18 protein-coding genes are annotated in these 25468 nt (G+C 56.7%); 10 read left to right on the top strand and 8 right to left on the bottom strand.

All coding sequences use genetic code 11. From position 1 onward, the window contains the following. Window positions 1–88: 88 nt before the first annotated feature. Together ftsK and lrp are read right to left on the bottom strand one after the other, a co-directional pair. The gene (gene ftsK / locus FNY10_RS03685) at window positions 89–4144 is read right to left on the bottom strand and encodes a DNA translocase FtsK (RefSeq protein ID WP_160703979.1); all 4056 of its coding nucleotides are present in this window, start codon (window positions 4142–4144) and stop codon (window positions 89–91) included. Window positions 4145–4279: 135 nt separating this feature from the next. Beyond that, on the bottom strand, window positions 4280–4774 hold the full coding sequence (gene lrp, locus FNY10_RS03680) for a leucine-responsive transcriptional regulator Lrp (protein WP_002439523.1): 495 nt from the start codon (window positions 4772–4774) through the stop codon (window positions 4280–4282). Window positions 4775–5308: 534 nt separating this feature from the next. Between lrp and trxB the strand changes: the two genes are divergently transcribed. The 5 genes from trxB to infA all read left to right on the top strand — a co-directional run bounded on the left by trxB (window position 5309) and on the right by infA (window position 11335). Continuing rightward, window positions 5309–6277: a thioredoxin-disulfide reductase gene (gene trxB, locus FNY10_RS03670; protein ID WP_100685463.1), complete on the top strand. Its 969-nt coding sequence runs from the start codon at window positions 5309–5311 to the stop codon at window positions 6275–6277. A gap of 114 nt (window positions 6278–6391) precedes the next feature. After that, entirely contained in the window at window positions 6392–8158 is a 1767-nt protein-coding gene (cydD, locus tag FNY10_RS03665) for a heme ABC transporter permease/ATP-binding protein CydD (protein WP_160703981.1), read from the top strand. Beyond that, window positions 8159–9880 (top strand): heme ABC transporter ATP-binding protein/permease CydC, encoded by a 1722-nt coding sequence (gene cydC, locus FNY10_RS03660; RefSeq protein WP_160703983.1) that lies wholly within the window; start codon window positions 8159–8161, stop codon window positions 9878–9880. Window positions 9881–10038: 158 nt separating this feature from the next. Next, on the top strand, window positions 10039–10743 hold the full coding sequence (gene aat, locus FNY10_RS03655) for a leucyl/phenylalanyl-tRNA--protein transferase (protein WP_131048315.1): 705 nt from the start codon (window positions 10039–10041) through the stop codon (window positions 10741–10743). Window positions 10744–11116: 373 nt separating this feature from the next. Then, window positions 11117–11335, top strand: a complete 219-nt coding sequence (infA, locus tag FNY10_RS03650; protein ID WP_002211347.1) for a translation initiation factor IF-1 — start codon at window positions 11117–11119, stop codon at window positions 11333–11335. 130 nt (window positions 11336–11465) lie between these two features. Here the strand turns inward: infA and clpA are convergent, their stop codons facing one another. Together clpA and clpS are read right to left on the bottom strand one after the other, a co-directional pair. Next, entirely contained in the window at window positions 11466–13745 is a 2280-nt protein-coding gene (gene clpA / locus FNY10_RS03645; RefSeq protein WP_100685460.1) for an ATP-dependent Clp protease ATP-binding subunit ClpA, read from the bottom strand. 30 nt (window positions 13746–13775) lie between these two features. Continuing rightward, complete coding sequence (gene clpS / locus FNY10_RS03640; protein WP_004860017.1) at window positions 13776–14093, bottom strand: ATP-dependent Clp protease adapter ClpS; 318 nt, start codon at window positions 14091–14093, stop codon at window positions 13776–13778. Window positions 14094–14418: 325 nt separating this feature from the next. Here clpS and cspD point away from each other — a divergent pair, with 325 nt between their 5' ends. Next, window positions 14419–14640: a cold shock-like protein CspD gene (gene cspD, locus FNY10_RS03635; RefSeq protein ID WP_131048314.1), complete on the top strand. Its 222-nt coding sequence runs from the start codon at window positions 14419–14421 to the stop codon at window positions 14638–14640. Window positions 14641–14708: 68 nt separating this feature from the next. Here the strand turns inward: cspD and macB are convergent, their stop codons facing one another. The 3 genes from macB to FNY10_RS03620 all read right to left on the bottom strand — a co-directional run bounded on the left by macB (window position 14709) and on the right by FNY10_RS03620 (window position 19527). Continuing rightward, the gene (macB, locus tag FNY10_RS03630; RefSeq protein ID WP_160703987.1) at window positions 14709–16655 is read right to left on the bottom strand and encodes a macrolide ABC transporter ATP-binding protein/permease MacB; all 1947 of its coding nucleotides are present in this window, start codon (window positions 16653–16655) and stop codon (window positions 14709–14711) included. Next, a complete protein-coding gene (gene macA, locus FNY10_RS03625; RefSeq protein WP_160703989.1) occupies window positions 16652–17767 on the bottom strand; it encodes a macrolide transporter subunit MacA in 1116 nt (371 codons plus the stop codon). The genes macB and macA overlap by 4 nt, the downstream gene beginning before the upstream one ends. Before the next feature lie 101 nt (window positions 17768–17868). Beyond that, entirely contained in the window at window positions 17869–19527 is a 1659-nt protein-coding gene (locus tag FNY10_RS03620; RefSeq protein ID WP_100685457.1) for an ATP-dependent endonuclease, read from the bottom strand. A gap of 393 nt (window positions 19528–19920) precedes the next feature. On the opposite strand from FNY10_RS03620, the gene aqpZ reads away from it, so the two are divergent. From aqpZ to hcr, 4 genes are all read left to right on the top strand, one after another. Further along, window positions 19921–20616, top strand: coding sequence for an aquaporin Z (gene aqpZ / locus FNY10_RS03615; RefSeq protein ID WP_131048311.1), 696 nt, complete (start codon window positions 19921–19923; stop codon window positions 20614–20616). 143 nt (window positions 20617–20759) lie between these two features. Then, a complete protein-coding gene (locus FNY10_RS03610; RefSeq protein WP_100685455.1) occupies window positions 20760–21659 on the top strand; it encodes a lysine exporter LysO family protein in 900 nt (299 codons plus the stop codon). Between the two features lie 198 nt (window positions 21660–21857). After that, window positions 21858–23510: a hydroxylamine reductase gene (gene hcp, locus FNY10_RS03605; protein WP_100685454.1), complete on the top strand. Its 1653-nt coding sequence runs from the start codon at window positions 21858–21860 to the stop codon at window positions 23508–23510. An 11-nt stretch (window positions 23511–23521) separates the two neighbouring features. Further along, complete coding sequence (gene hcr, locus FNY10_RS03600; protein WP_160703991.1) at window positions 23522–24490, top strand: NADH oxidoreductase; 969 nt, start codon at window positions 23522–23524, stop codon at window positions 24488–24490. Between the two features lie 523 nt (window positions 24491–25013). Here the strand turns inward: hcr and FNY10_RS03595 are convergent. Continuing rightward, on the bottom strand, window positions 25014–25448 hold the full coding sequence (locus FNY10_RS03595) for a DoxX family protein (RefSeq protein WP_141965013.1): 435 nt from the start codon (window positions 25446–25448) through the stop codon (window positions 25014–25016). Window positions 25449–25468: the final 20 nt, after the last annotated feature.

Genomic DNA, 25468 nt, shown 5'->3' with positions numbered 1-25468 from the left:
AGCCTCTTCTGCCTCCTAATGTAGGACCGCCTGGCACGACGGAACAGCAGAACAGGCTGATTTTGCGCTTATTTACCCAACTTTGCACTTACTCGAAGGGCGGCGGCGCCAGCACTTCGCGGTTACCATTATGGCCCTGCTCGCTGACAATACCCTGCGCTTCCATCTGTTCGATAATACGTGCCGCGCGGTTGTACCCGATGCGGAACTGGCGCTGAACGCCGGAGATAGAGGCTTTACGTTTTTCAGTGACGAAGTTCACCGCCTGATCGAACAACGGATCCAGCTCTTCACCACCGTCAAAGCCGCCGCTGCCGCCTTCGCTTTCACTATCCGACGTAATGCCGTCAACATACTGCGGACGCCCGCGCGCTTTCCAGTCCTGAACCACGGCGTGCACTTCCTGGTCGCGAACGAACGCGCCGTGGACACGCACCGGCATGGTCGAGTTCGGCCCGGAGTAGAGCATATCCCCCATCCCCAGCAGTGATTCCGCGCCGCCCTGATCGAGGATGGTACGCGAGTCAATCTTGCTCGAGACGGTGAATGCGATACGCGTCGGAATGTTCGCTTTAATAAGACCGGTAATGACGTCAACCGACGGACGCTGCGTTGCCAGCACGAGGTGAATACCCGCCGCACGCGCTTTCTGCGCCAGACGCGCGATCAGCTCTTCGACCTTCTTACCGACGGTCATCATCAGGTCGGCGAATTCATCTACCAGGACGACGATATACGGCAGTTTTTCCAGCACCGGATGGACGGCGTCCATACTGTCTCCCGGTTTCCAGTACGGATCCGGAATCGGCCGGCCCATCCGCGCCGCTTCGGCGATCTTCTCGTTGTAACCCGCGAGGTTACGCACGCCGAGCGCCGACATCAGCTTGTAGCGACGCTCCATTTCGTTCACGCTCCAGCGCAGTGCGTTAGCGGCGTCTTTCATATCGGTGACGACTTCGGTCAGCAGATGCGGGATCCCTTCATAGACCGACAGTTCGAGCATTTTCGGGTCGATCATAATGAAGCGCACATCTTCCGGCTGCGCTTTATACAGCATGCTGAGGATCATGGCGTTGACCCCCACCGATTTACCGGAACCGGTGGTACCGGCCACCAGCAGGTGCGGCATTTTTGCCAGATCGGCAACGACCGGATCGCCGGCGATGTCTTTCCCCAGCACCACGGTGAGCGGCGATGGGTTATCGCGGAATTTCGTGTTATCCAGCACTTCTCGCAGGTAAACGGTCTGGCGTTTTTTATTCGGCAGTTCCAGGCCCACGTACGGCTTACCTGGAATCACTTCCACGACACGCACCGCAATGGTGGACAAGGAACGGGCCAGGTCACGCGACAGGTTTGAAATCCGCGCGGCCTTCACGCCCGGCGCCAGATTCAGTTCGAAACGGGTGATAACCGGGCCTGGTGAGTAGTTCACCACATCCGCTTTAATGCGGAAGTCCGCCAGACGGGCCTCAACCAGGCGCGCCATTTGCTCCAGCGCGAAGGTATCCACCGGCTCGACCTCGCTCGGCGGCGGCGTCAGCAGATCCAGCGACGGCAGCGGCGTCGTCGGCCGTTGCATCGGCTGGCTGTTGCCGTTACGCATCAGCAGCGGGTGAATCAGGCTATCCTGCGGCGGCTGCGCGGCGGCTGTCTGCTGCGGCATATGGCCCTGAGGGGCCTGCTGCGGCTGATAGCTCTGTGCGGCAGGCTGAGGCTGCTGCGCCATCTGCGGAGGTTGAACCGGCTGCGCAGGTTGCTGATACGGTTGTTGTACCGGCGACGGTTGCACCGGTTGTTGATACCGCTGGGCCGGCTGCTGGTACTGCTGCACCGGCGGCTGTGTCTCCGGCATCGGTGTGAACAGCGGTTCACTCGGACCGTCATCGACCAGCGCTTTCATCGGCGAGAAATCATAATCCGCAGGAGAGAACGGCGTTGCGCCCTGCGGCTGTTCGCTGCTGTAGCGCTGCTGCTGCGACGCCGCAAACTGACGGGCCAGTTCAGCTTCCGCTGCGGAATCATCCTCTTCATCCTGATAGACTTCGCCGTAACGCTGCTGCTGGGTGGCGGCAAACTGGCGAGCCAGCTCGTCCTGTTCCAGCGCGTCCACTTCTTCATCCGTTAACGGCTCGTCGTCATAGGCCTGATTGAGTTCAGCTTTACGCGCGCGCTCTTCAGCCATACGTTGTGACGGCAGCTTAATGCCATAAGAAGCCAGTTCGCGGCGCGTGGGGACGCGGACATGATTAGGGCGCGGCAGTTTTGGACCAATCCCCTCTTTCACCTGCGCGCGCGGCCCACCGGATGCCGGGCTGAACAGCGGCGCAGCGGATGACGCGGCGGAAGCGGCCGCCGCCGTTGCACCCGCGCTCGTCGCCTGCTGTACGCCGGCGGCAAGGGTAGTTACCGCTGCGGCTTCGACCGAAGGCGCTGGTGGCGGTGTAACAGGCCGTGTGGCGACCGGGCTTGCCGGTTCAGGGATCGGCTGATACCAGGCGGCCAGTTGCTCGCGCTCACGCGCTCGCTTCTCTTCAACCTCTTCAAAATAATACATCGGCGGACGCTGTGGCTTCACATCCTCCTGCGGCGCTTCAGGCGCTACGGCAGGAGCCGGTGGCTCCGGCTGATATACCGGCTGCTGTACCGGCTGATACGCCTGATGCTGCGGGTAAGACGGTTCCGGCTGATATACCGGCTGCTGTACCGGCACCTGTTCAGGCTGATACGCCTGATGCTGCGGGTAAGACGGTTCCGGCTGGTAAACCGGCTGCTGTACCGGCGCCTGCTCAGGCTGATACGCCTGATGCTGCGGGTAAGACGGTTCCGGCTGGTAAACCGGCTGCTGTACCGGCGCCTGCTCAGGCTGATACGCCTGATGCTGCGGGTAAGACGGTTCCGGCTGGTAAACCGGCTGCTGTACCGGCGCCTGCTCAGGCTGATACGCCTGATGCTGCGGGTACGACGGTTCCGGCTGGTAAACCGGCTGCTGTACCGGCGCCTGCTCAGGCTGATACGCCTGATGCTGCGGGTAAGACGGTTCCGGCTGGTAAACCGGCTGCTGTACCGGCACCTGCTCAGCTACCGGTTCGGCCCATGCCTGTGGCGCGGCGGTTGCCGCTGCTGCTACAGCCAGCGGATCGGCAATGCTGTGGCTATTTAATAGCGGATCGTAAGGGTCAAAATCCCCCGGACGCGCCGCGCTGGCGCCAGAAAACAGCACATCGTCAGCATCGCCAGGACGTGCCGCACTGGCCCCCGAAAAGAGGACATCGTCCGCTGCGACGGGGGCCCCGTTGGCGCTGAACTGCACATCCTCTTCGGCATCATCCATACGCTTGCCGGAGAACAACGCGGCATCGGTTTTACGCCCCATCGGATTGGAGAATTTCTCGGCCAGACGCTGACGACGCGCGAGCGCGCTGCGTAAAATGCGCGCACGACGAGACTCCTGCGGCTTCGCTGCGTCGTCGTAGTCGTCTTCATCGTCTTCGTATTCGTCTTCATCCACCCAGGTATCGTCCCGACGGGTACGGTTGCTGGCAAATGTCAGAACAGACAGAATCGCACCGCCGAGTTTTTCGGCAATGCTAACCCACGACCAGCCGGTGAACAGCGTTAAACCCGCCGCCCAGATGCAGAGCAGCGCAATGGTGCCGCCGCTGCTGTGCAGCAACGGTTGCAGAGTGGTGCTCAGCAAACTGCCGATCACGCCGCCGGAGGCGAAATACCAGATATCATCGGCGTTAATCGCGGCCAGACCGCAGGAGGTCAGAATCAGCGCCAGTGCGCCAATCAGGCGTAGCGAAACGGCAAAGTAGTCGATGTACTCGTCGTTCTCCTGATGACGCCAGGCGAACCAGCAACCGCCGATAATAATCACCGGAATGGTATAAGCCATTACGCCAAAAATGAAAAATAGCGTATCGGCAAGCCAGGCTCCCGGGATTCCACCTATGTTATGGATAGGTTCGTGCCAGGCCGTTTGCGACCAGCTGGGATCCGAGGGATTAAAGCTGAGTAATGCCGCCATCAGCCAGATGGCAAACAGGGAGCAAAGGATGAGCAACGCCTCAAGGAGTCGGCGCCCGCTGCTTAACTTGGTCAGTTTGACTTCTTTGTCTTCGGTGTATTCCTGGCTCAAAAAAGGCTCTCCAGGTATCAGGCTGTTTCCTGCCTGCTGCTAAAACGGACAACAGTGCCGGGTCACCCCGGCACTGTTGCTGTATGGATTAACAGGAGTGTAATCAAACTACGTCGATTTTGCACCTGTTCCGTGTTAGCGCGTCTTAATTACCAGACGATTACTTTGCTTGACTTCTTCCATTACCACGTAGGTGCGGGTATCGTTCACGCCCGGCAGACGTAGCAGGGTCTCGCCCAGTAATTTGCGATACGCTGACATATCCGGCACGCGGGTTTTCAACAGATAGTCGAAATCACCGGATACCAGATGACACTCTTGAATTTCTTCAAGTTTTTGCACTGCAGAGTTAAATTGCTCAAACACATCCGGCGCGCCACGATTCAGAGTAATCTCAACAAATACCAGAAGTGATGCATCCAGATAGTGCGGGTTGAGCAGCGCCGTGTAGCCCTGAATAAAACCCTGTCTTTCCAGACGACGCACGCGCTCAAGGCAAGGCGTCGGGGAAAGTCCCACCCGTTTAGAAAGTTCGACGTTTGAAATACGCCCGTCTTTTTGCAGCTCATTCAAAATATTACGATCGATGCGGTCGAGATCTTTGCCAGGGCGCTTCTTGCTATCTACCATTATTATTGTCTCTCTGTATTCCTTCCCTACTCCTGTTCCGACTCAGAGCCTTCACTGCCCGAGTCCATCCTGTTCTTACCCGCATACGACATCGGGTAACCCCAGGGGTACGTGAGAAGCCCGTTGCCTGACGGCAGCCACCGACATCACGCATGGCGTCTGTCCACACCATGCGTAGATTTCGCTAACCCGGTAAAAATGGCATTTGCGTGCATGAAAATTCGCCGCACGCGAAACACTGCTTTTTGTCTTCCATGAATGTTTTCGCAAAAGCACAGGGGATTGTCAAAGCAAAACATCGATTTTTAGTACAAGATGCCAGATATTCATTATCCGCCCCCGGTGATTCTCATGTTTTCCTCTTATAATTGTCCTGCTGACAGTAGAATTAGTTATATTCTTCGCACGTAAAATCGCCAGTTAATTGGCGTCCTCTATTGCACGTATCGTTAACAAAATTGCTGTGCTCTTTTTTTACGACAACAAATTCCCTACAATCCAGCCCAATGTATACCAATAAATTATGGGGATCTCATGGGCACGACCAAACACAGTAAACTGCTTATTCTTGGTTCTGGACCTGCGGGATATACCGCTGCAGTCTACGCCGCGCGCGCAAATCTGCAGCCGGTACTGATTACCGGCATGGAAAAAGGCGGTCAGCTGACCACCACCACGGAAGTGGAAAACTGGCCGGGCGATCCTAACGATCTGACCGGACCGCTGCTGATGGAGCGGATGCACGAACATGCGACGAAATTCGATACCGAGATTATTTTCGACCATATCAATAGCGTCGATCTGCAAAACCGTCCTTTCCGTCTGGTCGGCGACAGCGGCGAATACACCTGCGACGCGCTGATTATCGCCACCGGTGCTTCCGCGCGCTATCTGGGGCTGCCGTCAGAAGATGCCTTCAAAGGACGCGGCGTTTCCGCCTGCGCGACCTGTGACGGGTTCTTCTATCGCAACCAGAAAGTGGCCGTCATCGGCGGCGGCAATACCGCGGTGGAAGAAGCCCTGTACCTCTCTAACATCGCCTCCGAAGTCCACCTGATTCACCGCCGTGACACTTTCCGCGCGGAAAAAATCCTGATCAATCGTCTGATGGATAAAGTGGCCAATGGCAATATCGTGCTGCATACCCATCGCACGCTGGAAGAAGTGACGGGCGATCAGATGGGCGTCAGCGGTCTGCGTCTGCGTGATACGCAGAATGCCGACAATATTGAGTCTCTGGAGGTCGCGGGCCTGTTTGTCGCGATTGGCCACAGCCCTAACACGGCTATTTTCGCAGGCCAGCTGGCGCTGGAAAACGGCTATATCAAAGTGCAGTCCGGGATCCACGGCAATGCCACCCAGACCAGCATTCCGGGCGTATTCGCCGCGGGCGATGTGATGGACCATATCTATCGCCAGGCCATCACCTCTGCCGGTACCGGCTGTATGGCGGCGCTGGATGCTGAACGCTATCTTGATGGTTTAGCTGACGCCTGCAAATAATCTTTACAAGTCAGTAACAAAGGTAAAGAAGGCGACGAAAAGTCGCCTTTATTTTTTCCTCGTTGTAACATTGCGTGGCCTAAAAACCTCATAACTACACCTGCTAAGTGCGCAATGAATAAAACCCGTCAACAAGAGTTAACCCGCTGGTTAAAAGAGCAAAGCATTCTCTCCCGTCGCTGGTTGATGATTTCCCGCGCGCTGGGCGTCATTAGCGGCCTGCTGATCGTCGGTCAGGCCTGGGTACTGGCGCGAATCCTTCATCGCATGATTATGGAAAATATTCCGGCGACGGCGTTGCTATTGCCGTTTATCATCCTGGTGCTGATTTTTGTTCTTCGGGCCTGGGTGATATGGCTGCGCGAGCGGGTAGGTTTCTATGCCGGGCAACATATTCGCTATGAAATACGCCGCAAGGTGCTCGATCGCCTGCAGCAGGCCGGTCCGGCGTGGATTCAGGGGAAACCCGCCGGAAGCTGGGCGACGCTGGTGCTTGAGCAAATTGATGACATGCACGATTACTACGCGCGTTATCTCCCGCAGATGACTCTCGCCGCCTGCGTCCCGCTGCTGATTGTGATCACCATTTTCCCAATCAACTGGGCGGCGGCGCTGATTCTTCTCGGCACCGCCCCGCTGATCCCGCTGTTTATGGCGCTGGTCGGCATGGGCGCGGCGGAGGCGAATCGCCGCAACTTTCTGGCGCTGGCTCGCCTGAGCGGCCACTTTCTCGACCGCCTGCGCGGGATGGAAACGCTGCGCCTCTTTCACCGCGGCGAAGCGGAAACGGACAATATTCGCCATGCTTCCCAGGATTTCCGTCAGCGGACGATGGAAGTGTTACGCCTCGCCTTTCTCTCCTCCGGCGTGCTGGAGTTTTTCACCTCGCTCTCCATTGCTCTGGTCGCGGTTTACTTCGGTTTCTCCTATCTCGGAGAGCTTAACTTTGGCCACTACGGCATCGGCGTCACCCTGATGTCCGGCTTCCTGGCCCTGATCCTGGCGCCGGAGTTTTTCCAGCCGCTGCGCGATTTAGGCACCTTTTACCATGCCAAAGCGCAGGCTATCGGCGCCGCGGATAGTCTGAAAACGTTTATGGAAAAACCGCTGGCGCAGGAGACTCGTGGTGAGAAGACCCTCAGCGACAACGAACTGATTCGTCTCGAAGCGCGCGATGTGGTCGTCAAATCGCCGGAAGGTAAAGTCCTGGCGGGGCCACTGAACTTTACGCTCCCTGCCGGTAAACGCGTCGTACTGGTCGGGCAGAGCGGTTCCGGTAAAAGTTCGCTGTTGAATACATTGACCGGTTTTCTGCCCTACGACGGTTCGCTGACGGTCAACGGCGTTGAACTGCGCGAGCTTGACGCCGGCCGGTGGCATCGTCTGCTCAGTTGGGTCGGGCAGAACCCGCAACTCCCCGCCGCCACGCTACGCGAGAACGTTGTGCTGGCCTGGCCGGAAGCCAGCGAAGCGCAGCTTCAGCTCGCGCTGGATAAGGCCTGGGTCAGCGAATTCATCTCCCAGTTGCCGCAGGGGATTAATACGCCGGTCGGCGATCAGGCCGCTGGTCTGTCCGTCGGGCAGGCGCAGCGCATCGCCGTGGCGCGGGCGCTGCTGGTACCGTGCCGGCTGTTATTGTTGGATGAGCCGGCCGCCAGCCTTGATGCGCATAGCGAACAGCGGGTCATGCAGGCGCTCTTTAACGCCTCTTCGCAGCAAACGACGCTGATGGTGACCCACCAGCTGGAAGGTATCGCCGACTGGGATGCCGTGTGGGTGATGCAGGATGGGCAGATTGTTGAACAAGGGACCTATAGCCAGTTGGCTATGGCCAACGGGCCTTTTGCCGCCCTGTTAGCCCACCGTCAGGAGGAGATTTAAATGCGCGCGCTATTACCTTATCTGGCGTTATACAAACGGCACATCTGGCTGCTGATCCTCGGCGTGGTGCTGGCTATCGTCACCCTGCTGGCCAGTATCGGCCTGCTGACGCTGTCAGGCTGGTTCTTATCCGCTTCTGCCGTCGTTGGCGTCGCCGGTATTTACAGTTTCAACTATATGCTGCCGGCAGCCGGCGTTCGCGGCGCGGCGATTATCCGTACCGCCGGCCGCTATTTCGAACGTCTGGTCAGCCACGACGCCACTTTCCGCGTGTTACAGCATCTGCGGGTGTTTACCTTCAGTAAACTACTCCCCCTCTCCCCTGCCGGGCTGGCGCGTTTTCGCCAGGGCGAACTCCTTAACCGGGTAGTCGCCGATGTCGATACCCTGGATCATCTCTATCTGCGGGTTATCTCGCCGCTGATTGGCGCGCTGGTTGTCATTGTGGTGGTCACCGCAGGCTTGAGCATGCTCGATGTTACGCTGGCGCTGACGTTGGGCGGTATTATGCTGGTGACCCTGCTGGTTCTGCCGCCGCTGTTTTATCGCGCCGGGAAACCCGCCGGTGAGAACATCACGCAAATGCGCGGGCAGTACCGTCAACAGCTCACCGCCTGGCTGCAAGGACAGGCTGAACTGATGCTGTTCAGCGCCAGCGACCGCTACCGCAAACAGCTGGAGAAAACCGAGCAGCGTTGGCAGGATGCCCAGCGTCGTCAGGCAGAGCTGACGGCGCTGTCGCAGGCGTTGATGCTGCTGATTGGTGGCGTTGCCGTGGTTGCTATGCTGTGGCTCACCTCCGCTGGCGTGGGCGGCAACAGCCAGCCTGGCGCGCTGATCGCCCTTTTTGTCTTCTGCGCGCTGGCGGCATTTGAAGCGCTGGCGCCGGTCACCGGTGCCTTTCAGCATCTTGGACAGGTTATAGCTTCCGCCCGCCGAATCACGCAGATTACCGGGCAACAGCCAGAAGTCACTTTCACCGCCGGCGACGCGCAGGCTTTCGGACCGGTGTCATTGACCTTGAACCAGGTCACCTTCGGCTATCCGCAGCAGCCTTCCCCGGCGCTGGAAAATATCTCATTGCAGGTTGGCGCAGGGCAGCATATTGCCATTCTGGGCCGCACCGGTTGCGGTAAATCCACGTTGCTGCAGCTTCTGACCCGCGCCTGGGATCCGGCTCAAGGCGAGATTCTACTCAACGACCAGCCGTTAACCCGACTCAATGAAGCAACCTTGCGTCAGGCGATGAGCGTGGTTCCGCAACGTGTGCATCTGTTTAGCGCCACGCTGCGCGATAACCTGTCGCTGGCCGCCCCCGGTGCCAGCGATGTCCAGCTGATGAAAGTGCTGGAACGCGTCGGGCTGGAAAAATTACTGGAAGATAGCGGTCTCAATGCCTGGCTGGGCGAAGGCGGTCGCCAGCTTTCCGGCGGCGAACTGCGCCGACTGGCCATTGCCCGCGCGCTGCTGCACGATGCGCCGCTGATGTTGCTCGATGAGCCGACCGAAGGTCTTGATGCGACGACGGAGAGCCAGATCCTCGATTTACTGGCTGAAGCGATGCGCGAAAAAACCGTGCTGATGGTGACCCACCGCCTGCGTGGACTGGCGCGTTTTAATCGGATAATTGTCATGGACAACGGCAAGATTATTGAGCAAGGTAGTCACGCGGAGCTGCTGGCTGAACAGGGGCGTTACTACCAGTTTAAGCAGCGTCTGTAGTCCGGCTGATTTACGCCGTTTTGCGTATATACTCAATGAGTTTCTGGCGTGCTGAAAACAGCGGTCCGCTGCGCTGGCTTTGCCGGCATGGCGACGGACCGTGCGCTTGAAAAACCGCGAATATATTGAACAATTGCCTGGTGCGTATTGAGGTTAAAATGCGTCTGGTTCAGCTCTCTCGTCAGTCCATTGCCTTCCCTTCCCCGGAGGGAGCGTTACGCGAACCCAATGGCCTGCTGGCGCTCGGCGGCGATCTCAGTCCGTCGCGTCTGCTTATGGCCTATCAGCACGGGATTTTCCCCTGGTTTTCTCCGGGCGATCCGATTTTATGGTGGTCCCCCGATCCGCGGGCGGTATTGTGGCCCGGGCAGTTCCATCTCAGCCGCAGCATGAAGCGTTTTCACCAGCGCTCGCCCTATCGCGTGACGCTAAACCACGCATTTGGTCAGGTGATTGAAGGTTGCGCCGACAATCGTGATGAAGGGACATGGATCACCCCCGGCATCGTCAAGGCCTATCACCAGTTGCATGAGCTTGGCCATGCGCACTCGATTGAAGTGTGGCAAGGCGAGACGCTGGTGGGAGGCATGTACGGCGTAGCGCAAGGCGCGTTGTTTTGCGGCGAGTCGATGTTCAGCCGCGCGGAAAATGCGTCGAAAACGGCCTTGCTGATATTCTGCCAGGCATTTATCCGCGACGGCGGGAAATTAATAGATTGCCAGGTCCTGAATAAACACACGGCTTCGCTGGGCGCCATCGAAATCCCCCGCCGCGATTATCTCGATGCGCTGTCGGTATTGCGCGCCCGTCGTCTGCCGGAAAGATTCTGGGTGCCCAGGGAGCTATTTACCGGCAATGTGTAAATGTTTTCAGCACATTTTTTATCGTGATGGTATAATTGCGCAGTAGAGTAGCTTCTGCCTGTTGCCCCGCCGCCGTTTGGGAATAATAAGAGTCAGATAACGCCCATCGTTCTGTCACTCCCCTTTACGTTTGCGCCTGTCATGCGGCTTATCCGTGTGAATTCCGGGCAATGCGCCAAACCTACTTCAATGAATAATTTTCGATGCGTCAGGTAGCACCGCAAAGCGCCTGGCTGCGTCAATAACTATGTAACCGAGCGAGCGAAGGCAGCCTGAAAGATAAAGTGCACAAACGTAAACCTTTACTTACGCGCTGAACTTCGGCATTATCTTGCCGGTTCAAAACTACGGTAGTGATACCCCAGAGGACTAGATGGCCAAAGAAGACAATATTGAAATGCAGGGCACCGTACTTGACACGTTGCCTAACACAATGTTCCGCGTAGAACTGGAAAACGGTCACGTGGTAACTGCGCATATTTCCGGTAAAATGCGTAAAAACTACATCCGCATTCTGACGGGCGACAAAGTGACTGTTGAGCTGACCCCGTACGACCTGAGCAAAGGCCGCATTGTCTTCCGTAGTCGCTGATAGTTTTCCGCCCTCGTGGCGTCAGATGCTGAAGGCCGGGATAATTCCCGGTCTTTTCATATCTGCAGCCGGTTAAAAACGGCGTAAAAAAACCGGCCCGCAGGCCGGTTTTTCCTCTCACAGAGCGGTCTTAGTGCGCCGTTTCTGGTTTGTGCTTCTGCGCACTCTGGAAGTCATAGGTCAACGCGCCCTTCTCTTTATCCAGCGCAACGGTGACCTGCCCGCCGTCCACCAGGGAGCCGAACAACAGTTCGTTAGCCAGCGGTTTCTTCAGGTTATCCTGAATTACGCGTGCCATCGGACGTGCGCCCATTGCCCGGTCGTAGCCTTTTTCTGCCAGCCAGTCACGCGCTTCCTGGCTGACTTCCAGCGAGACGCCTTTCTGATCCAGCTGAACCTGCAGCTCGACGATGAACTTATCCACTACCTGATGGATAACCGTGGTAGACAGATGATCGAACCAGATAATGTTGTCGAGGCGGTTGCGGAATTCCGGGGTAAAGATCTTCTTGATCTCATCCATCGCATCAGGGCTGTTGTCCTGCTGGATAAGACCAATCGATTTACGCTCGGTCTCACGCACGCCGGCGTTGGTCGTCATCACCAGCACCACGTTACGGAAGTCCGCCTTGCGACCGTTATTGTCGGTCAGCGTACCGTTGTCCATCACCTGCAGCAGCAGGTTAAAGACGTCCGGATGCGCTTTTTCGATCTCATCAAGCAGCAGTACCGCATGCGGATGTTTAATCACCGCATCGGTCAGCAGCCCGCCCTGATCGAAACCAACGTATCCCGGAGGCGCGCCAATTAAGCGGCTGACGGTATGACGTTCCATATATTCGGACATATCAAAACGCAGCAGCTCAATACCCAGTGCTTTCGCCAGCTGTACGGTGACCTCGGTTTTCCCGACTCCGGTCGGCCCGGCAAAAAGGAAGGAACCGACGGGCTTGTGTTCGTGACCGAGGCCCGCGCGCGCCATCTTGATCGCTTCGGTTAACGCTTCGATCGCTTTACCCTGGCCAAAGACCAGCATTTTCAGGCGATCGCCGAGATTTTTCAGCGTATCGCGATCGCTCTGCGAGACGCTCTTCTCAGGAATACGGGCGATACGCGCCACCACGGACTCGATATCGGCGACATTGATGGTTTTCTTGCGTTTGCTGGCCGGCATTAACCGCGCCCGCGCCCCGGCTTCATCAATAACGTCAATGGCCTTATCCGGCAGATGGCGATCGTTAATGTATTTCACCGCCAGCTCCACCGCCGCACGCACCGCTTTCGCGGTATAACGCACATCGTGGTGCGCTTCGTACTTCGGCTTCAGGCCGTTGATGATCTGCACCGTCTCTTCGACGGAAGGTTCGGTAATGTCTATCTTCTGGAAGCGGCGAGCCAGCGCCCGGTCTTTCTCGAAGATGTTGCTGAATTCCTGATAGGTCGTGGAACCCATTACCCGAATCTTGCCGCTGGAGAGCAGCGGTTTAATCAGATTGGCGGCATCGACCTGGCCGCCTGACGCCGCGCCCGCACCGATAATGGTGTGGATTTCATCAATGAACAGAATGCTGTTGGTATCCTGCTCAAGCTGTTTCAGCAGCGCTTTGAAGCGTTTTTCAAAATCGCCGCGATATTTTGTGCCCGCCAGCAGGGAGCCAATATCCAGCGAGTAGATGGTGCAATCGGCCATGATTTCCGGCACGTCACCCTGAACGATTCGCCAGGCCAGACCTTCGGCAATCGCGGTTTTACCCACGCCGGACTCGCCCACCAGCAGCGGGTTATTTTTACGCCGACGGCACAGCACCTGAATCGCGCGCTCCAGCTCTTTTTCGCGGCCGATCAGCGGATCGATCCCGCCAACGCGAGCAAGCTGATTAAGATTGGTGGTGAAGTTTTCCATACGTTCCTCCCCGCCTGCTTGCTCTTCGTTGCTGGGCTGGCTTCCGCTGTTATCGGAAGACTGGCTCGGCTCGTCTTTGCGTGTACCGTGAGAGATGAAGTTGACGACGTCAAGACGGCTCACTTCATGTTTACGCAGCAGATAGGCCGCCTGTGATTCCTGCTCGCTGAAAATCGCGACCAGGACGTTAGCGCCGGTTACTTCGCTGCGGCCAGAGGATTGTACATGGAAGACGGCACGCTGCAGCACGCGCTGAAAACTCAGCGTAGGCTGGGTGTCACGCTCTTCTTCCGTGGCGGGCAGAACGGGTGTGGTCTGTTCGATGAAGGCTTCCAGTTCCTGACGCAGCGCCACCAGGTCCACGGAACACGCTTCAAGCGCCTCGCGGGCCGAGGGGTTGCTGAGCAGCGCCAGCAGCAAGTGCTCGACGGTCATGAACTCATGACGGTGCTCGCGCGCTCTGGCGAAAGCCATGTTTAAACTGAGTTCCAGTTCTTGATTGAGCATAGGCACCTCCCCCAATTTTCACGCCTGTCTTCAGGCTTTCTCTAGCGTACACAGCAATGGATGCTCGTTCTCCTTCGCGTATTCATTCACCATCGCGACTTTGGTCTCCGCCACTTCTGCGGTAAATACACCACAAATCGCTTTACCTTGATAGTGAACCGTCAGCATCAGTTGCGTTGCACGTTCTACATCATAAGAAAAGAATTTTTGTAACACGTCAATAACAAACTCCATTGGAGTGTAGTCATCATTGAGCAATATCACTTTATACATAGATGGTGGTTTAAGCTCATTACGAACTTCGTCTTCTACCAGCTGATCGAAGTCCAGCCAATCTCTCTTACTCATCGTCAGTATTCATCATCGGTTGCTGTTGCCAACAGGCGGCGGCCTGTCGATGACCAGAGGCTATGCACATCGCAAATCTACAATAGATCATAGATAACTATCATCTATTACTTCCATCCGCGATGTCTGTCACATTCCCCGGCAATAGCGTTAACTGCTTCAAATTTTGACGCATTTTTCGCCTCCTGCCACCGTCAATTGCTTGACGCATTTCCGTATTTCTCTAAATTGTACTGGCGAGAGTTGGCGAGCATTTGCACAACTCGTCACTCCACCACCGGTTCATTCCATCTTACCTATAAAGATTTACGAAGGATGTCGAAGTATGGAAATGGGTACTGTTAAGTGGTTCAACAATGCCAAAGGGTTCGGTTTTATTTGCCCTGAGGGCGGCGGCGAAGACATTTTCGCCCATTACTCCACCATCCAGATGGATGGTTACAGAACGCTAAAAGCCGGACAAACCGTTCGGTTTGATGTTCACCAGGGGCCGAAAGGCAATCACGCCAGCGTGATTGTTCCTGTGGAAGCGGAAGCGGCTGCATAACTCTTTTGCTTCATTGTGTACATCCTGCCAGTAAAATGCCAGTCCTTCTGACTGGCATTTTTTTGTTTCTACTCGCGGGCCAGCGCATCCACCGGATCGAGACGCGCGGCGTTTCGCGCCGGCAGCCAACCGAACAGCACGCCGGTTAACGTCGAACACAAAAACGCCGTCAGCAGCGCCAGCGGAGAAAAACCTATCTCCCAGCCGGGTAAAAACAGCTGCAGAACCACCGCAATCATCAGCGATAACGTCACGCCCAGCGCGCCGCCGACCAGACAGACTAAAACAGCCTCAATCAGAAACTGCTGCAGCACGTCGCTGGCCCGCGCCCCGACCGCCATCCGAATCCCGATTTCACGCGTTCGTTCGGTCACCGACACCAGCATGATATTCATGACGCCGATTCCGCCCACCACCAGCGCAATCACCGCCACCAAAGTCAGAAACAGTTGTAGTGTATGTGTGGTCCGTTCCGCCGTTTTCAAGATGCTGTCCATATTCCAGGTAAAAACATCTTTTTTGCCATGGCGCAGCTCAAGCAAACGCAGCAACTGCTGTTCGGCGGCGGCGCTGTCATACCCTTCCCGGACGCGAACGGTAATCGAATTAAGCCACGATTGCCCCATCACTCTTCCGGCCATGGTGGTGTAGGGGAGCCAGACGCGCAGGATTTTACTGCTGCCGAACATCGACTGCTTCTCATCGGCGACGCCGATGATGGTCGCCGGCATATTGCCGATGAGGATAATCTCCCCGACAACCCGCGTTTTGTGCGCAAACAGCTGGCGACGCGTGTTGCTATCCAGCACCACCACCTGCGCCCGGCTGTTGAGCTGCAGTTCATTAAACGTATTACCTTCGCTAAAGGTCATGCCGTAGACATTAAAATACTGCGGCCCGACCCCTTCCACGCTGGCGGCAACATCGATGTTATCCGCACGCAGACGCAGGTTTTTTGACACCGCGGGCGTCGCCGAACGCACCCACGGCTGCTTCTGAATGGCCAGCAGATCGTCATATTTCAGCGCCTGCTGATAGCGGGGGTCGTCATCGCCAAAATCTTTACCGGGATAAACATCGATGGTGTTGGTGCCAATCGCGCGAATATCCGCCAGCACCAGCTGTTTCGCCGCATCGCCGACCACCACGATCGACACCACCGAGGCGATGCCGATGATGATGCCGAGCATGGTCAACAGCGTGCGCATTTTATTGGCCGCCATCGCCCGCCACGCCATGACCAGCGCTTCACGAAAACCGCTGGTAAACTGGCGCCATGCGGAAGGCTCTTCCCCGGCCAACGGGCGGACGACCCCGCCGCCAGTCGGACTTTTCGCCAGCGGGTTACGCACAATTTCCCCATCATGGATCTCAATGATCCGCTCGGCCTGTGCCGCCACCTGCGGATCATGAGTGACGATAATCACCGTGTGCCCCTGCGCTTTCAGCTGGTGCAGGATAGCCATCACCTCTTCACCCGAGCGGCTGTCCAGCGCCCCGGTCGGCTCATCGGCCAGAATCACCTCTCCGCCATTCATCAGCGCGCGGGCGATACTGACCCGCTGCTGCTGGCCGCCGGAGAGCTGCGAAGGTTGATATTCCGCCCTCTCTCCCAGACCAAGCCGCGCCAGCAAATCATGCGCCCGGGCCAGGCGTTCTCGTCGCTCGCGCCCGGCATACACCGCCGGGACTTCGACGTTCTGCGCTGCCGTCAGGTGCGAGAGCAGATGGTAACGCTGGAAAATAAAGCCAAAATGTTCTCGCCGCAGGCGGGCCAGCGCATCACCGCTGAGTAAGGAGACATCGGTTCCGGCGACGCGGTAGCTGCCGCTGGTCGGTTTATCGAGACAGCCGAGAATGTTCATCAGCGTCGATTTTCCTGAACCCGATGCCCCGACAATCGCCACCATTTCACCGGCGGCAATGCTCAGCGTCACGCCCTTGAGCACCTCAACACTGCCGTCACCGGAGAGGTAGCTGCGGCGGATATCACGCAGTTCCAGCAACGCCGTCATTTTGCCGTCCCGGTACGACTTTCGCCGACGATCACCTCATCGCCTTCATCCAGCCCTTTCACCACCGCCACATCGGTATCGTTGCGCGCGCCGATAGTCACTTCACGCTCTTTCACCTCGCCATTACGCAGCAGGCGGACGTGATAACGGTTATCGCCGATGGCATCACCCAGCGCGCTGAGCGGGATGGTGATGACATTTTTGACTTCCGCCATCTGGATATGCACCTGGGCCGTCATTTCCAGACGCAGGATCCCCTGCGGATTCGGCACTTCAAAGCGGGCGTAATAAAAAATGGCGTCGTTGACTTTTTCCGGGGTGGGTAAAATATCCTTCAGCTTCCCCTCGTAGCGGGTCAGCGGGTCGCCGAGCACGGTAAACCAGGCTTTTTGCCCGGCACGAAGGTGAATCACGTCCGCCTCAGATACCTGAGCTTTGACCAGCATGGTACTGAGATCGGCGAGGGTCAGAATGTTGGGCGCCTGCTGGGCGGCTATCACCGTTTGCCCCTGCAACGTGGTGATTTGCGTCACTTCACCGGACATCGGCGCCACAATCCGCGTGTAGTCGAGGTTGGTTTTGGCGGTATCCAGCGTCGCCTGGTTACGCTTTATCTGCGCGTCAATGGTACCGATCTGCGCCTCTTTCACCGCCAAATCGGTCGTCGCCGTATCCAGATCCTGGCGGGAAACCAGCTGGCGCCGGGCCAGTTGCTGCTGGCGGGCGAGGGTGGCCGCGGCAAGCTGGCGTTCGGCACGCGCCTGATTCAACCGGGCGCGCAGTTCCATCAGCGTCGCGTCGACTTCTTTAATCTGGTTTTGCGCCTGCTCGGGGTCAATCACCCCCAGCAGCTGATCCTTCTGGACCTTGTCGCCGATATTGACGCGCAGCGTTTTTAACTGTCCGCTCACCTGCGCCCCGACATCGACTTTGCGCAGGGCGTCCAGTTTGCCAGTGGCCAGCACGCTCTGCTGTAAATCGCCTTTGCGCCCCACTAATGTCTGATACTGCGGCAGCGGCGCATTCAGTATCCGCCATCCCCAGAAGGCCAGCGCCAGAACCACGACGACCAGCAGCCACCAGACTTTCCTGCGTTTTCCATTGAGCTTCATAAAAATTCCTGATGTTTTAACCCGCAGAGCCAGGTAGTAATTCTATCCGCAGAGGGTAAAAACATAACGCTAAATTTAAATCATTCTTATTGTCGCCACGTTTAATCTGCGCGGCCGCGCGCCAGCCACAGCACGCGGGAGAACATTTTCTTCAACAGCGTCGGCACCGACTCCACGCCGCGGCGACCGGCCTCCATCGCCACCTCAATGGCCAGATCCGGTTTTGACGAGCGGTGAATCGCCTTGGTAATCACCCGTCGCATATTCATCGGCACATTTGCCGGTAACTGCGCCACCCGATGATAAACATCGTTAAAACCCTGGCGATACATAAAGTGTTCCATGTCCAGCGCCGGAAGCGTGGTCAGGTGATCGCGTTCAAGATCGCGGTCATCGTTGAGCAGGCTACGAACCGTCGCTGCATACTTTTTCCCCGCCTCATCGCCGTCGACCAGCACGTGCCATTGGATCCCCATCCGACGGGCAAATTTGATCAGCGGCTTCAGGCCCGACTGAGCAAACTCAATAACCTTAATCCCTTCAGCATCAAAATGGTGTCCACACTGCCGGGCCAGTTCGTTAATCACCCAGGTCTCGGTCTCCCCTTCAACCAGCAGCCAGCAGCGGGCAAACAGTGAGGATGAGCGGTTAAAGCGGATGTGAAAAGCGATGCGCCGGCTGTCTTCCGCATTCATTCCTCCCGGCCCAAGCCGCCAGGCCGACACGCGCGAGGATTCGCGTACCAGTCGGCAGACGTGCTCCACCGGCGTCAACGACAGGAGTTCGCTGGAGTTGGTGGTGGTGATGCGCTGCAGCGGCAGCAAATTCAGTAAATGCCAGGCAACCGACAGCATAATCGGATGCAGACGTGTTTCCGGGTCTTCAATCAGCAGCAGAGGCCGTGCGTCGCGGTCGAGCCGCACCGTCCCTTTTGCCTGAAGCAGGGTTGAAAACAGACCAAGCAGGATAACCCGATGGCTGCGGCCGCCGGGTTTATCAATCATCCGGTTGATAATATCCAGGTAACGCCAGCTGCGCTGTTCATCATGCGAGTGACGACGCATCAGGCGGTGACGGGATTGCGCGCTACTCTGCTCGGCAAAATAGTGTTCCAGCAGTTGCACCATAGCCGACAGCCCCTGGCGTATCTGACTATCGGTTAAATTTTGCGGGTGATTCACCAGCTCGCGGGAGAGAAAATCCAGCTGGCGAGCGGTTATCTCAATCTGCGGCGAGTGCGGGACGGAATCATTATGAATTCGCCGCATAAAACGCGCATCGCGCAGGCGCAGAACCGGCATCAGGCGCACCAGGTGGCACACCATCTCGTCAATATCGTCCAGCGCCAGCGCCTCGCCTTTGCTGTTGATAAAGCTACGCAGCGTCATGACGCTGTTATCATCGGCCAGCTCGCCCTCCAGGCGATAAAAAATGCGCTGATAGCCATCCTCGCAGGGCACCCAGCAGTTGCTCAGCGGACGAAAACGACGTACCCGATGATGACCGGGTTCATTCTCGCGGAAGGTCAAAATGATATGCAGATGATGTTCACGTCCCTGGACATCGCCCGGCGGAAACCAGAAATCATCGCGGACGAAGTGATAGAGTTCGAACTCCGGCGAAAGCAGTAACGTCAGCGCATCCAGCAGGCTGGATTTACCCCATGCATTCTCGCCGATCAGAACGTTATTTTGCTCCAGCATCAACGATAAACGATTGATGCCGCGAAAACCGACGATTTCTACCCGCTCAAGATGCATATCTCCTCCGCTCAGTAACCACTTTCTCCTTCAATAATCAGCAGTATAGCGATACATGCGTCAACATGACACTACCGGCCCACACGCGGCTCCGGGACGATGAATGATAATAATCAATTATAATTATTAATCATGTCATTTATTTAGAAAATAACTTATACGCAAACGTGGTTATCTTTATTATTTTTGTTCTACACTTTTCTACAATTGGTAATGGTGTAAGGATTAAGACACATTGCCCCAAATCAAATTATATCGAGTTATTTCGCTAGCCGCAGTATGACGAACACCCATAAAATAGCGTCGTTTTATTTTTATCATCATCCTTTACGTTGATAAATAAAGAACGGCATCAAAAAGTATGCCCGTATACATTATTCTTTTGAGGTGGTTATGTTCAGAAAATTAGCAGCGGAATGTTTTGGTACATTCTGGCTTGTGTTTGGTGGCTGTGGTAGCGCAGTGCTCGCCGCTGCCTTCCCGGAGCTGGGAATTGGGTTTGCCGGGGTGGCTTTAGCCTTCGGTTTAACCGTATTAACCATGGCATTTGCCGTCGGTCATATTTCCGGCGGACACTTCAACCCGGCGGTCACTTTAGGCCTGTGGGCCGGCGGTCGTTTCCCGGCGAAGGACGTGGTTGGCTATATTATCGCTCAGGTTGTGGGCGGTATTATTGCTGCCGCCGTTTTGTATGTGGTTGCCAGCGGTAAAGCCGGTTTTGATGCCGCGGCCAGCGGCTTTGCTTCCAACGGCTTCGGGGAACACTCGCCGGGCGGCTACTCCATGCTGTCGGCCATGGTGATTGAAATTGTCCTGACCTGCGGCTTCCTGCTGGTGATTCATGGCGCAACGGATAAAAACGCGCCGGCCGGCTTTGCCCCGATTGCGATTGGCCTGGCGCTGACCTTAATCCACCTGATCAGCATTCCGGTTACCAATACCTCTGTTAACCCGGCGCGAAGCACCGCGGTGGCGATTTTCCAGGGCGGCTGGGCGCTGCAGCAGCTGTGGTTATTCTGGGTGATGCCGATTATCGGCGGTATCCTTGGCGGCGTGTTGTATCGCACGCTGCTGGAAAAACGCGATTAACCATTTATCGGGTTATCTGCTTTCACGCAAGGCCCGGCATTACCGCAATGCCGGGCCTTTCTTTTCAGGCACAGCTTTACTCGGTTCTCTGATTTGGGTAGTGTCAGTGGCGCTCAACTCATTCTGCAAGGACCAGATCGTTCATGTTTTCGGGATTATTAATCATTCTGCTGCCATTGATTGTCGGCTACCTTATTCCTCTGCGTCACCCTTCGGCACTAAAACTTATTGCGCGACTGTTGAGCTGGATTGTCTACGTCATCCTCTTTTTCATGGGGATTAGTCTCGCCTTCCTCGACAATTTATCCAGCAACCTGCTGTCCATTCTTCATTATGCGGCGGTCAGCGTGGTTGTTATTCTACTGTGTAATATTGCCGCATTAATGTGGCTGGAGCAGAAAATGCCGTGGCGCCACCAGCACCGGCAGGAGAAATTACCTTCCCGCATCGCAATGGCGATGGAATCCCTGCAGCTGTGCGGCGTGGTGCTTATTGGTTTTCTGATTGGTCTGAGCGGTTTGTCATTTTTACAGCATGCCACCGAGGCGAGCGAATATACGCTGATCTTCCTGCTGTTCCTGATTGGTATTCAGCTGCGTAATAACGGAATGACCTTACGTCAAATTGTGCTTAATCGCCGCGGCATGATTGTGGCGGTGGTTGTCACCGTGAGTTCATTAGCCGGCGGCGTGATTAACGCCTTTATTCTCGACCTGCCGCTGAAGACCGGTCTGGCAATGGCCTCCGGCTTCGGCTGGTATTCGCTCTCCGGGATCCTGATGACCGAATCCTTTGGCCCGGTCATCGGCAGCGCCGCATTCTTCAACGATCTTTCCCGCGAGCTGTTGGCCATCATGCTGATCCCCGGCCTGGTTCGCCGCAGCCGCTCCACGGCATTAGGGCTGTGCGGCGCCACCTCAATGGACTTTACCCTGCCGGTTTTACAGCGTTCCGGCGGCGTCGAGATTGTCCCTGCCGCCATCGTTCACGGTTTTGTGCTGAGCCTGCTGGTGCCAGTGCTGATCGCCCTCTTCACCGCCTGAAGCGCCTTCGCTCTGCCCCCTGCGACGGTATTCGCCGCCGTCGGGGGAAAAGATCGCTCCTCGTGGCGGTAGCCTGTCGCTACCAAATTTGCGCTAAATCAATCTCCCTTTAAATTGTATCAGAAATACCTTTTCTCCCTTCTTTTGCAGGCATAACCTTAAACATGTATATCAAATATAACTTTAAAAGGTGTGACCATGTTTTGTGTGCAATGTGAACAAACCATCCGTACCCCGGCAGGCAACGGCTGCTCTTACGCGCAGGGTATGTGCGGTAAAACGGCAGAAACCTCCGATCTCCAGGATCTGCTGATTGCTTCCCTACAAGGTCTGTCTGCCTGGGCGGTAAAAGCCCGTGAATATGGCATCATCGATCATGAGGTTGATAATTTTGCCCCGCGCGCATTTTTCTCTACGCTGACCAACGTTAACTTCGACTCCCCGCGGATTGTCGGCTACGCGCGTGAGGCTATTGCCATGCGCGAGGCGCTGAAAGCACGGTGCCTGAGCGTGGATGCGACCGCCAGCGTCGATAACCCGATGGCCGATCTGCAACTGGTGAGCGATGATCTCGGCGACCTGCAGCGTCAGGCGGCCGAATTTACCCCGAATAAAGATAAAGCGGCCATTGGCGAGAACATCCTCGGCCTGCGTCTGCTGTGTCTGTACGGTCTGAAAGGCGCAGCGGCCTATATGGAGCACGCGCACGTTCTCGGTCAGTACGACAATGACATCTATGCGCAGTACCACAAAATCATGGCCTGGCTGGGTACCTGGCCCGCCGATTTGAACGCTCTGCTGGAGTGTTCAATGGAAATTGGCCAGATGAACTTCAACGTGATGAGCATTCTGGATGCCGGTGAAACGTCTAAATATGGTCACCCGACGCCGACTCAGGTCAACGTCAAAGCGAGCGAAGGCAAGTGCATCCTGATCTCCGGCCACGACCTGAAAGATCTGTACAACCTGCTGGAGCAGACCGAAGGCACCGGCGTTAACGTCTATACCCACGGTGAAATGCTGCCGGCGCACGGCTATCCGGAGCTGCGTAAATTCAAACACCTGATCGGTAACTACGGCAGCGGCTGGCAAAATCAGCAGGTAGAATTTGCCCGCTTCCCGGGGCCTGTGGTGATGACCTCGAACTGCATTATCGACCCGACCGTTGGCGCCTATGATGACCGTATCTGGACCCGCAGCATTGTCGGCTGGCCGGGCGTCAGTCACCTTGAAGGGGATGATTTTGCTCCGGTTATCGCTCAGGCGCAGCAGATGGCGGGCTTCCCGTACAGCGAAATTCCGCATCTGATCACCGTCGGCTTCGGTCGCCAGACGCTGCTGGGCGCTGCAGATACCCTCATCGACCTGGTGAGCCGTGAAAAACTGCGCCATATCTTCCTGGTTGGCGGCTGCGACGGCGCGCGCGGCGAACGTAATTACTTCACCGATTTCGCCACCAGCGTGCCGGATGACTGCCTGATCCTGACTCTGGCCTGCGGTAAATACCGCTTTAACAAACTGGAGTTCGGCGATATCGAAGGTTTGCCGCGTCTGGTGGATGCCGGTCAGTGTAACGACGCCTACTCGGCGATTATTCTGGCGGTGACGCTGGCAGAGAAACTGGGCTGCGGCGTCAACGATCTGCCGCTCTCGCTGGTACTCTCCTGGTTTGAGCAAAAAGCGATCGTGATTCTGCTGACCCTGCTTTCGCTGGGGGTGAAGAATATCGTGACCGGCCCAACCGCCCCGGGCTTCTTCACGCCGGACCTGCTGGCGATTCTCAATGAGAAGTTTGGCTTGCGTTCAGTGACGACCGTAGAACAAGACATGCAGCAGCTGTTGAGCGCGTAAGGAGTAAGAGAATGACCATGCCAACCCATCAGTGCCCGTGGCGGATGCAGGTTCATCACATCCATCAGGAGACGCCGGATGTCTGGACAATTTCGCTGCTGTGTCACGACTATTATCCGTACCGCGCCGGGCAATATGCGCTGGTGAGCGTACGACATTCGGCGGAAACGCTGCGCGCCTATACCCTCTCCTCGACCCCGGGGGTCAGCGAATACATTACGCTGACCGTTCGCCGGATTGACGAGGGCGCGGGCTCACAGTGGCTGACCCGTGACCTCAAACGCGGAGATTATCTCTGGCTGTCCGACGCGATGGGTGAGTTCACCTGTGAAGATAAAGCCGATGATAAGTTCCTGATGCTGGCCGCCGGCTGCGGCGTCACGCCGATTATGTCGATGCGCCGCTGGTTGGCCAAATATCGTCCGCAGGCCGATGTGCAGGTGATTTACAATATTTGCTCGCCTCAGGAGGTGATTTTCGCCGATGAGTGGCGGCAGTATCCGGTGACGCTGGTCGCGGAAAACAACGCCGCCCACGGTTTTGTCGCCGGGCGTCTGACCACCGAGTTACTGAATAGCGTGCCGGATCTCGCGGCCCGGACGGTCATGACCTGCGGACCAGCGCCTTATATGGACTGGGTCGAACAGGAAGTCGCCGCGCTTGGCGTGACCCGCTTCTTTAAAGAGAAGTTCTTTACGCCGGTGGCACAAGCGGCCAGCGACGGACTGAAGTTCACCAAACTGCAGCCAGCGAAAGCGTTTTATGCGCCGGTCGGCACCACGCTGCTGGAGGCGCTGGAAAGCAACCAGGTGCCGGTGACCGTCGCCTGCCGCGCAGGCGTATGCGGCTGCTGCAAAACCAAAGTGGTTTCCGGCGATTACACGGTCAGCAGCACCATGACGCTGAGCGAGGCAGAAATCGCTGACGGCTACGTGCTGGCCTGCTCCTGCCATCCACAGGGCGATCTGGTTCTCGCCTGATCGTAGACGTGTCCGACCGGCGAGAATCGTTGTCATTTGTCGGTCGGATAAACTCCGTGCCAACCGAAAAAAATGCCCGGTGGCGCTGACGCTTACCGGGCCTGTGGGAGTCGCTGTAGTCGATGTAGGCCGGATAAGCGCCGCGCCATCCGGCAATGCCTCACTGCCAGACCGAATTACCGCCACCGGGAGGTGTCCCACCGACGAGAATCGTTGTCATTTGTCGGTCGGGTAAACTCCGTGCCAACCGATAAAAATGCCCGGTGGCGCTGACGCTTACCGGGCCTGTGGGAATCGCTGTAGTCGTTGTAGGCCGGATAAGCGCCGCGCCATCCGGCAATGCCTCATCGCCAGACCGCATTTCCCGCCACCGGGAGGTGTCCCACCGACGAGAATCGTTGTCATTTGTCGGTCGGATAAACTCCGTGCCAACCGATAAAAATGCCCGGTGACGCTTACCGGGCCTGTGGGAATCGCTGTAGTCGTTGTAGGCCGGATAAGCGCAGCGCCATCCGGCAATGCCTCACCGCCAGACCGAATTTCCCGCCACCGAGAAACGCCCCGCCCCAAGACAGGCAATCGCCAGCGCGCCAGTAAAGAAATAGACCAGGCTTTCGAGCGCCCATGCACCAACCGCATCCAACGCAAAAGTTTCACCGGTGCCAACCATCAGCCATGCGACGATCATCGTAAACGCCAGCACCAGCGCTGCTGGTCGGGTGAGGATACCAAGAATAATCAGACACGGCGCAACCACTTCACCAATCAGGACGCCGTAGGCGATAAATCCCGGCAACCCTTTCGCCACCAGCATGCCGCTGATGCCATCTACCCCCTCAAACAGTTTGTGTAATCCATGAAACAACATCAGCCCGCCCACGGTAAGTCGTAACAAGAGTTTGCCGACATCGTCTTTCGCTAGCATTTTATTAACATTGATTAACAGTGACTTTATCATTTGAAATGATTCCTGTTTGC

This window comes from Klebsiella sp. Lac1, assembly GCF_009825425.1.
Taxonomy (GTDB): Bacteria; Pseudomonadota; Gammaproteobacteria; order Enterobacterales; family Enterobacteriaceae; genus Klebsiella; species Klebsiella electrica.
The sequence above is the reverse complement of the archived record's forward strand: the minus strand, read 5'-3'. Positions and strand labels throughout refer to the sequence as shown.